This window comes from Nocardia sp. NPDC059195 (assembly GCF_042754695.1).
Taxonomy (GTDB): domain Bacteria; phylum Actinomycetota; class Actinomycetes; order Mycobacteriales; family Mycobacteriaceae; genus Nocardia.
Genome location: NZ_JBHZBG010000051.1, coordinates 1 through 12,903, shown reverse-complemented (window position 1 = coordinate 12,903; position 12,903 = coordinate 1). Strand labels below are relative to the sequence as shown.

The window sequence follows — 12,903 nt, the reverse complement described above, 5'->3', positions numbered from 1 at the left end:
GTCGGTGTAGTTCTTCTTGGGCATCGGGTAGATCTTCTCGCTTTTCTGGTCTGAGACCAAGATCAAGCGTGTCCATCACCCGGGGTCAAGGCCCGGGTCATTCGGAAGCTGGTGAGGTGCGAACACCATGTTCTTCTGCGTGCACGCAGGCATCTTTGATGCTTTGCCCAGTCAATTCGCCTGAACGGTAACGAAAGTTAGTTTTGCGAAGATCACCTCAGCGTGGGGTGATTGCACCTCCGAGATCACCCGAGCGACGAATACTGTTCTGCAGGCGAGTCTTTCGCTCGGGCATCCTGTCCAGTTCGCACATGATCGGTGGTAGGAAGACTTGAACATCTCACGTATGCGTATCGGTTCGATCGGCGCGGTCGCAGTGGCCTGTCTGGCAGGCGCTGTTGTCGCCGTCGCCCCCATGGCTGCGGCGCAGCCCGCCAAGTCGCTGTGCTCGATGACTTACCTGACCCCCGACAACCCCGAAGTCAACGGTTCCAGTGAGGTCAAGGTCGACCGCAACTCCAACGGTTCGCTCGAGCTGACTCTGATCACCGACGCCAACTCCAAGGGCGGTTACGACCAGTCGTTCACCGCGACCTGGGCGAACATCGACACCGGCCGCAGCGGAGGCGGCGATGCGAAGACCTGGGTAGCGGGCCACCGAACGCTGCTATCGATTCCCGAATTGTGGACCGAGCCCGGCCGGATCGCCTTTGTCTTCGGCACGTCCAACCAGACCGGCCAGAGCGTTACCTCGGGTCAGTGCATGGCGGAGTACGCCGCGTAGTTCTCACGCGGGACGCGCGTGACGTCTGGACTTGGCGTCACGCGCGCTTCGAGAAGTCCCCATTCGCCAGCAGCATCTCGGTGCCGTGCTTCGGCACCGGGCCGCGCTCACGTCTGCAAACAGCCGTGAGCTGCGGGTTCCGTGCTGGCACGGATGTGGTGGATCAGTGGGCGGCCGCACACTGGAGCCCGTCGACCGAATTCGGTCGATGTGGTGTATCGGCTCCGAACGCCGATCCAGTGGAAGGTGAAAGACATGAAGAAGTTTGCAATGCGCGCGGCGATCGCCGCAGCTGCGATCACGCCGATGGTCGCCTTCGCGAGCGGGGTCGCTTCAGCAGAGTCTGCGAGCTCTGGCGTCAACGTTGGTTCGGTAGAAAGCGTCACGTCAGCCAGGCCTTGGGCAACACCAGTGCACGCTTGTGGCGGCACCGGCCTGCTGAACATGAACATCACACTTTTCCATGCGGACGTCCCTTTCCCCATTTGCATCAAAATCTGATGCAACGTCTTGCGGGCCTGTCATAGCGCGTTCTTTCGCGTCATCCGTAGGTAAACGTTCACAGCTACCTTTGAACTGTGAACGTTTTCCTGCGGAATTCCGCGGCGATCACAGCACCTCTCGAGACCGGTCAGCTCCAGGAGCAGAGGTTCGAGAGCATCATGGTCAGAGTTGTCGTATTCGTGTTCGGTCGTTCGTGGAGAGGGTAGAGGCTGCTGAGGTGGCGGCCGCCGACGAAGGAGTTCGAGATGGCTCAGTACTTGCTTTCCGTAGTTGTCGACCCGAGTGCCTACGACATTCCGCAGGAAGAGGCGCAGCCGCAGTACGACGCGACGGGGAGGTTCAACGACGAGCTCAAGGCCGAAGGGGTGTGGGTGTTCGCGGGTGGGCTCGGGCGCATCGATGAGGCGACCATGGTCGACAACACCGGCGCGGATGTGGTCGTCACCGACGGGCCGTACGCCGAGACCAAGGAATGCCTCGGTGGATTCTGGGTCGTGCAGGCACCTGACCTCGATGCCGCTCTGAAGATCGCCGCAAGGGCGTCGAAGGTCTGCGAGCAGAAGATCGAGATCAGGACGTTCGACGGCGCATGAGCGACGACACTCGCGCGCGGATCGATCGGATCTACCGCGAGGAGTACGGCCGGGTGGTCGCCTCGCTCGCCCGGCGCTTCGGCGATCTCGACATCGCCGAGGACGCGGCGGCCGAGGCCCTGCTCACCGCCATCGAACGGTGGCCGGTCGACGGCATTCCGCCCAACCCGGGCGGCTGGCTGACCAAGACCGCGGGCAACCGCGCGATCGACCGGATCCGCCGGGAATCACTGCGCGACTCGAAGCACCAGGCAGCCATGATCATCGAAGATCACGAACCGCACGAACCGACCGGACCGATCAACGACGACCGTCTCCGGCTCGTATTCACAAGTTGTCATCCGGCATTGGCGCCGGAGGCGCGAGTCGCGCTGACACTGCGCCTGCTCGGCGGACTCACGGTCGGCGAGATCGCAAGTGCGTTCCTGGTAGCCGAAACGACTATGGCGCAACGCATCACCCGCGCCAAAGCCAAGATCAAAGCCGCGCACATCCCGTTCCGTGTGCCCGATCGCGATGACGTCACCGATCGGCTCGGCGGTGTGCTGGCCGTCGTCTACCTCATCTTCAACGAGGGGTATCTGGCCGGCGCGCAAGCTATTCGGGCCGACCTGATGGCGGAGGCGATTCGGCTCGGCCGCATCGTGCGAGATCTGCTGCCTGATGACGGTGAGGTCGCCGGGTTGCTCGCGCTCATGTTGCTCATCGATGCGCGCAGTGCGGCCCGTTTCGCGGGCGGGGAGCTGGTGACGCTCGACGAACAGGACCGTGGCGGCTGGGACCGCGCCCTCATCGTCGAGGGGCACGCGCTGGTGCGCGAATGCCTAGGTCGAGTCGCGGCAGGTGGGCCTCGACCTGGTCGCTACCAGCTCATGGCGGCGATCAACGCGGTCCACACTGACGCGTCGGACTCCCGCGATACCGACTGGAACCAGATCGTCGCCCTCTACGACCAGCTCTACGCCGTAACCCCCACCGCGATAGTCGCCCTCAACCGAGCCGTCGCCATCGCCGAACTCGATGGCCCCAATGTAGCCCTGGCACAAATAGATTCACTGCCGCTCGACGGATACCATGCCTGGCACGCCGCCCGCGCCGATCTGCTTCGCAGGTTGGGACGCGGCGCCGAGGCGAGGTCCGCCTACGACGCCGCGATCGCCGCCACGCAGAACCCGGCGGAGCGCGCGTACCTGACCAGAAGACGCGAGCATCTGGTCGATCCGGGCAATTGAGCAGCGCTTACGGCACGTAGAGGTCTGTGCGGAGCACTGCATGGTCCAGTGGGAGGTTCGCCTGTTGCTAACATGCATCTTACTAACATTGATGTTAGTAAGATGCGGTATCCTCTGGAGGGCGGCGGTATGGCTGAATTCGTGGGTAGGCGACATGAGCTCGAGACGTTAGATCGTGAACTGGGCAAGGTGACGGCTGGCGTCGGTGGGGAGCGGCCCGGGCGGTGCATCATGCTTCGAGGACGCCGCCGGGTGGGTAAGTCACGATTGGTGGAGCGGTTCGCTGAGAAGTCTGGTGCGCCGTTCCTCTTCTACGCAGCCACGGGCGCTTCGCCCGGGGCGGACCTCGAGCGGCTCAGCCGGGATGCGCAGTCGTCCAGCCTTCCGCTGGCAAATCTGCTGTCTGCCGCCCGTCCGGCGAGTTGGGATGCCGCATTCGATGTGTTGGCGGCGGCGTTGCCACAGGACCGGGCGAGCGTGGTTGTCATGGACGAGGTGCCCTATTTGATGGATGCAGATGGCGCCTTCGAGGGGATGTTGCAGCGGGCTTGGGACCGAATGCTGGAGACGAAGCCGGTGCTGCTGGTTCTCATCGGCTCTGACCTGTCGATGATGGAGGCGCTCAACAGTTATGGACGCCCGTTTCACCAGCGTGGGCGAGAGATGGTGCTGGGGCCGCTCAACCCCGCAGAGGTGGGGCAGATGCTGGACCTCGGTCCTGCTGAGGCTTTCGATGCGGCCTTGATCACCGGTGGATTGCCTTTGATCTGTGCGGAATGGATGCGCGGTGCCGGAATATGGGATTTCTTGGAGGCTGCGCTCAGCGATCCGGTCTCGGCTTTGCTGGTGTCGGCGGAGCGCTCGCTTGCCGCGGAGTTTCCACAACAGGTCCAGGCTCGCACCGTTCTTTCCGCGATCGGTAGCGGTGAGCGGACGTTCTCCAACATTGCCCGCGCCGCGGGCGGGATGGGAGCGAGCCCGTTGCAACGGTCGCTGGGGATCCTTGCCGACAAACGTATTATCGCCGCAGAACTGCCGCTGTCCATGCGCCCGTCGAAGGATCGTCGCTATCGGGTGGCGGATCCCTATCTCCGTTTCTGGTTGAAATTCCTGGGTCCGGCGATGGCGGAGATCGAGCGCGGCCGGGGTGACCTGACGTTGAATCGCATCCGCGAGAGCTGGACAAGTTGGCGCGGCAGGGCGGTTGAACCTTTGGTGCGTGAGGCGCTGGCACGTCTGCTGCCCGACGCAAACCTCCCCGCTGCACCTGCCATCGGTGGCTACTGGACCCGTACCAACGATGTAGAGATCGATATCGTCGGCGCTGACCGTGCGCCGATCGCCAAGGAGTTGTTGTTCGTCGGCTCGGTCAAATGGCTGGAGAACTCCCCATTCGACCGGCACGATCTCGCTGCCCTGCTTCGGCACCGGGCCGCGCTCGCGCCAGATCCGGTGCCGGTGATCGCAGTCTCGCGCAGCGGGATCGACTGTGCCGGACTCGACGCAGCGTATGGTCCGGCGGACTTACTCCCGGCGTGGTCTTCGTGAGTGCGGCCGAGCTCGTGGCGGCGATCAACGCCGCCACGCAGAACCCGGCGGAGCGCGCGTACCTGACCAGGAGGCGCGAGCATCTGGTGTAGAACTGCCCGGTCTTCTGTTCGGTCTATGTGAGGACCGAATCGGTATACTTGTGTCATGAATGTGGCCGAGTATGCGGAGCTTGCTGGGGTGTCACCTCGGCGTGTTCGCGCGCTGGCCCGGGCAGGTGCGGTGCCGGCTCGCAAAGTGGGTGGCCGTTGGGTGGTGGATGCGCCTCATCCGGTTCGGCGGGCGGCGCGGCGGCCGTTGTCGGAAGCATCGCAGCGCGCGCTTGTGCGCGCACTGCACGCCAGATCATTGGGCGAATTGACCGGCCAGGTGCGTGCCCGCACGGCCGAGCGGCTGAGGCTGTTGCGCACGGTGGATGATCCGGCCGAACTATTGGTCGATTGGTGGGCCGGGCGCCCGCCGACACAGTTGGACGGCGGGTCCAATCTGGTTGTGCACGCGATCGCGGGGAACAAGACGCGGGTCTGGGAGGTGCTTCACCGGCCTCGTCAGGAGTATTTGCGATATCCGTCGACACTGGCACGGGTGGTTCGCGACGAACGGGCAATCCAGGGGCTGGCGCGGAGTGACCTTGCCGAGCGCGCCGGGGTGGATCGCGCCTTGGTGGTGGCCATCGAGCGGGCCGAATCGGTACGTGATCTTATCGGTCTGCGAAAAGTGTTGCGGGCGTTAGGCGTCGAACCCACGGCCCTGCCCGCGATGGACCTGCGATGACAGAGGTTCTCCATGCGTGGTTGGAGGGGCACCACGCGGGAACGTTCACGCGCGGGCCATCCGGACACGTTCGTTTCGACTACAGCGAGAACGCGCCCACCACGCCGATCTCGCTATCGCGTGGCAGCGACAGCGCAGTTCGATCAGAAGCTGGCAATGGGTAGCGGCGGGCGCGGCGTGCAGCGGAAGTAAGGCTGCCGCACTGGCGCAAACTCGCCCGGATTTCGGGCTTGGTCGAGGATCGGGTAGTCGAACTGGTGACATCGCTGGCCTATTCCCTTCAGGAAGCGGTCGACGCTGTCGAGGTGGAATCGGCTGTCGATGAGATCGCTCGGAGCCGCGAACTGATCGGCAAGAACATCGCGTCGATCGCGAGCCGCTCGGCGCTACGGCACGAATAGGTCTGTGCCGGAGCACTGCATGGTCTGGCCCGCGGACACGCCGGAGGTGCCTACCGAGCCGGTCAGACGCACTGTGCCCCAGCCGGGGTGGATATCGAAGCTGGGCATGTTGCCGCTGACGGTGCCGTGCTGGGCGGTGACGCCGGATTCGCCGGTGTCGAGGTTGGTCCAGTTGACGGTCGCGTGGTAGCTGAAGGGGCCGAAGGCCGAATCTCCGCGCGGCTGGACCGAGATGGTGCCGGGGCGGTCGTCCGACGAGGTCGCCACGAGGGACAGATAGAACGGGTACAGGTGGAAGTTGGCGTTCGAACCGAGGCACTGGATCTTCGCCTCGCGCACCTCCGCCGACGCTGTTCCGGTGCCGAGTAGCGAAATCGCGACGATAGCGGTGAGCCCGATGGTCGAACGCATCTGCGAAACCTTCCGTTAGGAGCTATCTGACCTACTCAGGTCGCTAGTAGGCCAGGCTTTTTGACGGGATCGTGAAAGGGAAGGGCAGGTGGTAGGTGAAATCGCCGACGCCGACCCACTGTGCGACCGGTTCGTAGTGGAACGCCCGCAGGGGAGTGACACCGGCTGGGCGGTGTTCCGGAGCGGGTAACAGCGCGTTGATTCGAATGGTTACTGCTTGCTCACCAGCATCGACTTCCCAGTACCAGGGGATTCCGGCCTCGGCATAGCGGGTGGTCTTCCGGGTCATGTCTTGAACGGAGTTCGACGGCGACAGGACTTCACCCGCGATGACAACGGCGGACGCGGGCACGTCCTGCTCCTGGTCTGGCAGGCACCGGTACAGGATGAAGTCAGGTTTGAGGAAGTCGTTCTTGGCGGTGAAGAATATCGGCTGCTCGACATCGGCTTCGAAGCACTCGTCGTGTTCTGTACGTACGGCCGACCAGGCAGACTCCAGTGCGTTGCGCAGGCGTACCGCGGCCCGCTGATTTCGGCGGGGCCCGGTGCGTGCCCAGATGACGCGACCATGGTCGAGTCCTTCCACGCACTGCGCGATGGCATCGGGCAGTGCTAGGAATTCCTCCCAGGTGAGGGTTTCTGGGAGCGAACCGGCGCTGCCGAGGTCTGCGGTCACCCTGCAAGGCTAGCGTGCGGGACCCGCCAGGTCTCCAGGAAACATGGCCCTACCGGCTCTCGAGCGTGACCGCGTCGGCCGACACCAACCTCACCCTGATGCTCACACACCTCGTCGCCACCGCGATCGTCATCCCGGTGGTCGCCACGCGGCTCGATCGTCGGAGTGCATGACGGGGCATCGACTGTGGGTGGTGTTGCAGTGTTCGCACTCGAGTAGCTGAGACTCGCCAGGTCGGCAGACCGCGGTGATTCTCGGCCTTGAAGAGGCCGAATGTTGGTGGCATACTCAATGTACATACATTGGATACAAGGTGGTGTGTCATGTCGGTAACTCAGATCGATCTGGACGACGAAGCTCTCGCAGAAGCAATGAGGTTGATGGGCTCGACCACCAAGAAGGACACTGTCAACGCTGCCCTGCGGGACTATGTGGCGCGGGTGCGACGGGTGGAGGCCGCACAACGGTTGTTCGAGCGCGGGCAGCGCGGTGATTTCGATGAAGCCGCTGCGGCGAGTGAGGCGGCGAAAGCGGCACGCAGGCAAGCCTTCTCGCGGTGATCGGGTACCTGCTGGATACGTCGGCGCTGTGGCGCCTGTTCCGTGAGAAAGATACGTTCGCGAGATGGCGCCCCGAAATTGATGCCGGCGCGCTCCGGGTCTGTGAAGTCACGCGGGCAGAGTTCTTGTTCTCGGCGACAAGTTCAGCCGACCGCGATGATCTTGCTGCCGATATCGATGCGGTATGCCTACCCGCGGGCGTCCCCAAGAACGCCTGGAGATGGGTCGACACTGCTCAGTACAAGCTGACTCAGCGGGGACAGCACCGCTCGGCAGGCGTGGGCGACCTGGTCGTCTGCGCTACTGCTGTCCACCACGACCTGACTGTCCTGCACACTGACGACGACTTCGCGACTGTCGCCCGCGTGCTACTCGAGCTGCGCCAACGCGATATACGTACGGGGTGACGGACCGGCCACACCGGATCAGTAGCTACGGCAGCCTGTTTCGTATAGAGGTGGAATTCAATGAGTGAGTTTCATGTCACGGCTATCTACCCGGTTAGCTTCATGGACAACCCGTATGTCGTGGGCAGGGCCACGGGAAACTTTGAGATCGGACAGCAGGTGACGCTGCACCGGGGTGATGGAACCGAGGTTAACGGCATGCTCGAGTCGATGCACTTGAAAAGATCGGTGCCGGGTGTCTATTCCCTCGTATTTTCGGAGGGAATATCGCGTGTTGTCCAGCCCGGTGACGTCATTTGTTTTGATGTGTCCTCGTTGTAAGAATTATCTTGGCGCAGGGCTTGCTCGTCGGCATCGACGTCTCATTACCAGGGGATTCCGGCCTCGGCATAGCGGGTGGTCTTCCGGGTCATGTCTTGAACGGAGTTCGACGGCGACAGGGATTCACCCGTTTTCCTTCAGTGTTCGCGAACGTTCGGCGAGTGATTCGGCATGATCATCCCAATCTGGTCCGAAACTGTACAAGTCGACAGACGCTTCGTGTAGAAGTTCTGCGTTATTTGGATCCTGTAGGCACGCTAGGCGAAAACTGAGGTTTCGCGCCCACACCGGCATGCCCATCCAGTCTTTTTGCAGCTCTTCGCTCAACATCGAAGTGATGTCATCGACATCGGCGAATGTTATCAACTCAATAAATGCTCGTGCCGCATCGGAAACTTGCTCCCGAGATGAATCATCGAGGCTGGAGATCAGTTCCCGAGCCGCCCTACCAAGGTTGGTCATATTGTTATCCAATCAATTGAGCCAATACGTTCCAATTCGAAACACGCCATCCGGTGACTGCATTATTCGGTATCCGACGTTGTGCCCATTAATAACCGCGTTTCGTTGCAATGGGCCGCTGAATCCGGGTGTTCCACCCTGAGGTATCGCGCCGCCACGGTCTATATGATCGTAGACGTCCGAAACGATACCCTGTTCGATTTCATCGGCAGTCATCCCTGTTGTGCGCAGATCATTCTGCACGCCACCCGGCCCCGTGTGTGCCCGATCATATCCATGGCCCGTGTTGAATTGCCACTGGTCGGTACCTACTTGACCATTACGTTTTAGGTCCTTTCCTGTTCCCTGGGAGCCGGTGTAGCTGACCTGGCGACATGCACTCGGCGCAAGGCCCAGCGGGTCTGCCCACACGACGGGGTTGTGAGGGTATGTCATCGGGTTGGGCGCGGGGTCAAGGCCCAACGGATCTTGCGTGAGGTATCGGCCGGTTTCGGGGTCATAGTAGCGATGCCTGTTGTAATGGAGGCCGGATTCACAGTCGTATTGCTGACCCTGAAATCGATGGGGCGTGTCCTGCCCGGTCCAGACAGTTTCACCCCAAAGCGTCGCGGTAGCGGTCGAGGCTATTTCGCCGGTGGTGGGGTCGGCGAGGTGGGTGGGGCTGCCTTCGAGGTTGGTGACGATTGCCCAGAATTGGTCGTCGATGGACTGGGCGAGGGGGACGTGGGTAGTTGGGTGGTTGGTCCAGGTGTAGGTTTCGGTGCCTGCGTGGTCGGTGGTGGCCTGTTCTGTGAGATGAACGCCGTCCCAAGCGAATTCGGTGTAAGTGTTGCTGGCTTGGTGGTGTTTGCTGGTTCGACGGCCGAAGGAGTCGTAGGTGTAGGACCAGGTGGTGTTGTCGGGGATGGTGACTTCGATGAGTTGGTCGAAGGCGTTGTAGCGGTAGTGCCAGATGGCGGGTTTGCGGGAGATCCGGGTCTTCTCTTTGCGGATCAGGCGGCCGGCGGGGTCGTAGTGGTAGCGAGTACGGCCGGCGCGAACAAGGAGGTTGTTGCGGTACTCGAAGCGAGGATCGCTTGCGGGTTCGGGCGGGATATGCTCGGGCCCAATGGGATCGGATGGCGCCGTTGATATCGCGAAATCGGCGGTCGTGAGGTTCGAGAGAGCGTCGTAGGTGTACTGCTCGGTGACACCAACGTTGGGGGTCGCGATGTCGGTGATGCGCCCGATCACATCCAGGGTGTAATCACGACGGCGGTTTGTCGTCGGTGTCGCAGTGGTGTGGCTCGTGATGTAGCCATCTGGGCGCCAAGTGTATTCGTCGCGTTCGAGCAGCCGGGTGGGCATGCTGCTGTGCGGGTCGAGCTGGACGAGTTCGCGGCTGAGAGTGTAGCCCGTTGGGCTGTGGGTGTTGTGTTGCCCGATTCCGGCGCTGTGCCAGCTATTTTGGCGAGCGATCGGATCGTGGGTGAAGTCGAAGCGGTGCCCGTTGGTGGTGAGAGCGGCTACCTGGCCGGTCAGGGTGTGTTCGTAGCTGGTCTGCACCCCGCTCGGGGTCGTGTACCCGGTGCGGCGGCCGTGCTCGTCGTAGTCGTAGGTGACTGCGTGTCCGTCGACGTGCTGGGTCAGGACCCGGCCGGCAGGCGTGTGGGCGAAGGTGACCGAATGGATGGTTTTGTCGTGTAGGCCGTTTCGAGCCGTCGCGAGATGCCCAGTCGGGATGTAGGTGTTCGTGATCCATTCACCGGTATCGGTGCTGACACCGGTGAATCGGCCGAGGATGTCGTAGGTGTGGCGGCGTTGGACACCTGTCGGCGTCATGGTGGTAGCGGGCCGGTTGAGCAGGTCGTGCTCGGTGTGGGTGACCGATCCGTTGTAGTCGGTTTCGGTGCAGACGTTGCCGGTCGGGTCGTATTCGTAGGTCCAGGTGTCCCCGAGCGGGTTGGTTACCGAGGTGAGACGACGCTCGGTGTTGTGGGTGTAGGCGGTGATGGTGCCGTCGGCGGCTTCGCGGGTGCTGATCAAGTCGAAGGCGCCGTGGGTGTAGCGCGTGATGGCACCGATCTGGTTGGTATGGGTGAGCAGGTTGGCTTCGCCGTCGTATGTCCACGACTGGGTGGTGCCGTCGGTGTCGGTGTGGGAGAGCAGCTTTCCCTCGGCCGAGTATTGGTTGGTGCTGATATTGCCGAGCGGGTCGGTGATGGTCGTGGGTCGGCCGAACGTATCTCGCTCGACGAGGGTGACCGCGTTGTTGGGTTCGACGATCCGGATCGGTAGCCCGGCGGCGTCGACGTCTATGCCGGTGGTGGCGCCTGTCGATAGCCTGATCGAGGCCGTCGCACCACCTCGATGATGGGTGTAGGCCGTGGTGACACCGTCGGCATCGGTGATGCTGGTGAGGTTGCCGTGGCGGTCGTAGGTGCGTGTGATAGTCGTGCCATCGACATCGGTGATCGTGGCCGGGCAGTGGGGCGCGGCGTAGCTGATGGTGATGATTGCCTGGTCGGGGCGTCGGAGCAGAACCAGGTCACCGTCGGGGTTGTAGAGATAGACGGTGGTATTGGCATAGGCGTCGACGTGGCGGACCGGTTGGCGGTACTCGTTGTAGTCGGTGATCGACGTCGCGCCGCGTGGATCGATCAGGTTGCGCAGGCAGAGGTCTTCGTCGAACTCGAAGACGGTGGTCGCGCCGAGAGAGTTCGTGTGATGAGTGCGCGACCGCCCGAATTCGGGAAGCGGTTCGTACGCGAAAGTCGCCGACAGGATGCCGTCGGTGCCGACCTGTTTGATGACCCTTCCGGACCGGTCGTAGGTGTTGTGCATTGCTGTGCCGCGGGAATCGCGCCATGACAGCATGCGGTGCGCATCGTCGTAGCTGTAGGTCGTGGTCGCAGCGACACCGTTGGTGACCGAGGTGAGATCATCTGCCGTATAACCGAATTCGCGAACAGTGGTTTCAATCGGTTCGCCGGCGGGGGTGGTGCCGAGCACTGTCAGGCCGGTGACACGGTCGTCGGTGGTGTCGATCCGGACGCAGTATCCGCCGGAGTGGGTGACTTCTACCGGATGGCCGGTGTCGCTGTAGTGGAAGGTGATTCGGTTGTGGTGGCGGTCGGTGATCTCGGTGATCGGATAGTTGCCGAGTGGGGTTTCCAGCCCGGACGTAACAGGTTTGGGCCGGAAGCTCCAAGTGAGTTCGCGGTCTGGGTCGTGGACTGAGTATCCGCCCGTTTCGGTGCGGGTCATGGTCGCGCGGATGCCCTTGTGTACCGGGCGGACTGGAACATCGGGGGCGGCGTGAGGGAACTGCCACAGCTCACCGTCGGGTCCGACGAACCGGACCCCGACTTGATCTACTTCGACCCGCATATCCAGCGACGCGGCCCAGGAAGGCCCGAACCAACGACCGAACCGGTAGGAAGAACGGTGCCGACGAGTCAACACCAAAGCCAGCACACCGGGGAGCTCGACATCGGTTTCGGGGAGCAGGAACTCGCCGGTCGCGACGTCGACCGGGTCACCACATTCAGTGGTTTGCGTCGTGGTCTTGTTGAGGTTCGGTTTATCGGAGCCAGACTGGTCGGGAAGCTTGCCCGTATCGCTCGGAGTGCTCGCCGGTTTCGTGCCCGGGGTGTCCGGATTGTCGGCCGTCTTCGCAGGCGTGTCGGGCGTGGTTGCCGGATTCGTCGGTGTATCAGGCTGTTTCGTGCTCGAGGGCGTTGTCGAGGTATCGGCGGGCTTCGTACTCGTGGGGCTCGTGCTGGTGTCGTCGGCATTCTTCGACTTGGACGGGGTCTTCTTGAATGCCTTCGCGATATCGCCGAACGCTGACTTCAGCTGCTTGAGTAGCGGTTTCAGCTTCGACATCGTCTTGGCCAGCTTCGAGAACAACTTCGAGATTGTCGCGACGGTTTTGGCGATGTAGGCGGTGGCTTGGACCGCGACGAGCGGGGTGGCCAGACCGACCGAGAAGACCAGTTCCGCGGCCCAGACCGCGAGGCGGCCGACGGTTTGGGCTACCAGGTCTCGGACGGTTTCGCGGACCGCGGCCACGATCCCGCCTGCCATGCGGATTGCCGAGGCTGCGGCCGTGGCTGCGGTGTTGGCCGCGGTGAGCAGGTTCGTGGTGTTGGAGGCCGCGGATTTGTAGGCGGTGGCGGTTTGGCCGGTCCAGTCCGCGACGTCTGCGGTGACGGCGGCGTTTTGGGCGGTGGCTACTTCGCTGATGCG

The 12,903-nt window shown here is 62.7% G+C and carries 15 protein-coding genes; 11 read left to right on the top strand and 4 right to left on the bottom strand.

What is annotated here, in order from left to right; genetic code table 11:
• The first annotated feature begins 346 nt into the window (after positions 1-346).
• The 7 genes from ACFXKN_RS32995 (at position 347) to ACFXKN_RS32965 (ending at position 5,836) form a co-directional block, all read left to right on the top strand.
• Entirely contained in the window at positions 347-784 is a 438-nt protein-coding gene (locus ACFXKN_RS32995; protein ID WP_379434735.1) for a hypothetical protein, read from the top strand.
• Between the two features lie 255 nt (positions 785-1,039).
• Positions 1,040-1,285 (top strand): hypothetical protein, encoded by a 246-nt coding sequence (locus ACFXKN_RS32990; RefSeq protein WP_378970290.1) that lies wholly within the window; start codon positions 1,040-1,042, stop codon positions 1,283-1,285.
• A 248-nt stretch (positions 1,286-1,533) separates the two neighbouring features.
• Complete coding sequence (locus tag ACFXKN_RS32985) at positions 1,534-1,881, top strand: YciI family protein (RefSeq protein WP_379434733.1); 348 nt, start codon at positions 1,534-1,536, stop codon at positions 1,879-1,881.
• Complete coding sequence (locus ACFXKN_RS32980) at positions 1,878-3,113, top strand: RNA polymerase sigma factor (RefSeq protein WP_379434732.1); 1,236 nt, start codon at positions 1,878-1,880, stop codon at positions 3,111-3,113. Before ACFXKN_RS32985 ends, ACFXKN_RS32980 begins: the two co-directional genes overlap by 4 nt.
• A gap of 129 nt (positions 3,114-3,242) precedes the next feature.
• Complete coding sequence (locus ACFXKN_RS32975) at positions 3,243-4,661, top strand: ATP-binding protein (protein ID WP_379434730.1); 1,419 nt, start codon at positions 3,243-3,245, stop codon at positions 4,659-4,661.
• A 147-nt stretch (positions 4,662-4,808) separates the two neighbouring features.
• The gene (locus tag ACFXKN_RS32970) at positions 4,809-5,435 is read left to right on the top strand and encodes a helix-turn-helix domain-containing protein (RefSeq protein WP_378970272.1); all 627 of its coding nucleotides are present in this window, start codon (positions 4,809-4,811) and stop codon (positions 5,433-5,435) included.
• Positions 5,436-5,665: 230 nt separating this feature from the next.
• Complete coding sequence (locus ACFXKN_RS32965) at positions 5,666-5,836, top strand: hypothetical protein (RefSeq protein ID WP_378970267.1); 171 nt, start codon at positions 5,666-5,668, stop codon at positions 5,834-5,836.
• Here ACFXKN_RS32965 and ACFXKN_RS32960 read toward each other — a convergent pair.
• Positions 5,822-6,247, bottom strand: a complete 426-nt coding sequence (locus ACFXKN_RS32960) for a hypothetical protein (protein ID WP_378970264.1) — start codon at positions 6,245-6,247, stop codon at positions 5,822-5,824. The two genes, ACFXKN_RS32965 and ACFXKN_RS32960, sit on opposite strands and share 15 nt — an antisense overlap.
• 43 nt (positions 6,248-6,290) lie before the next feature.
• Positions 6,291-6,923, bottom strand: a complete 633-nt coding sequence (locus ACFXKN_RS32955) for a Uma2 family endonuclease (RefSeq protein WP_378970260.1) — start codon at positions 6,921-6,923, stop codon at positions 6,291-6,293.
• A gap of 65 nt (positions 6,924-6,988) precedes the next feature.
• Between ACFXKN_RS32955 and ACFXKN_RS32950 the strand changes: the two genes are divergently transcribed.
• From ACFXKN_RS32950 to ACFXKN_RS32935, 4 genes are all read left to right on the top strand, one after another.
• Positions 6,989-7,096, top strand: a complete 108-nt coding sequence (locus ACFXKN_RS32950; protein ID WP_378970255.1) for a DUF6069 family protein — start codon at positions 6,989-6,991, stop codon at positions 7,094-7,096.
• A 150-nt stretch (positions 7,097-7,246) separates the two neighbouring features.
• Entirely contained in the window at positions 7,247-7,483 is a 237-nt protein-coding gene (locus tag ACFXKN_RS32945) for a type II toxin-antitoxin system VapB family antitoxin (protein ID WP_378970249.1), read from the top strand.
• Positions 7,480-7,890, top strand: a complete 411-nt coding sequence (locus tag ACFXKN_RS32940; protein WP_379434727.1) for a PIN domain-containing protein — start codon at positions 7,480-7,482, stop codon at positions 7,888-7,890. Before ACFXKN_RS32945 ends, ACFXKN_RS32940 begins: the two co-directional genes overlap by 4 nt.
• A gap of 60 nt (positions 7,891-7,950) precedes the next feature.
• Positions 7,951-8,211 (top strand): hypothetical protein, encoded by a 261-nt coding sequence (locus ACFXKN_RS32935; protein WP_378970230.1) that lies wholly within the window; start codon positions 7,951-7,953, stop codon positions 8,209-8,211.
• A 123-nt stretch (positions 8,212-8,334) separates the two neighbouring features.
• Here ACFXKN_RS32935 and ACFXKN_RS32930 read toward each other — a convergent pair whose 3' ends face one another.
• Together ACFXKN_RS32930 and ACFXKN_RS32925 are read right to left on the bottom strand one after the other, a co-directional pair.
• Positions 8,335-8,673, bottom strand: coding sequence for a hypothetical protein (locus ACFXKN_RS32930; RefSeq protein ID WP_378970225.1), 339 nt, complete (start codon positions 8,671-8,673; stop codon positions 8,335-8,337).
• A 12-nt stretch (positions 8,674-8,685) separates the two neighbouring features.
• Positions 8,686-12,903 (bottom strand): DUF6531 domain-containing protein (locus ACFXKN_RS32925; protein ID WP_378970220.1); only part of this gene is annotated, 4,218 nt, incomplete at its 5' end.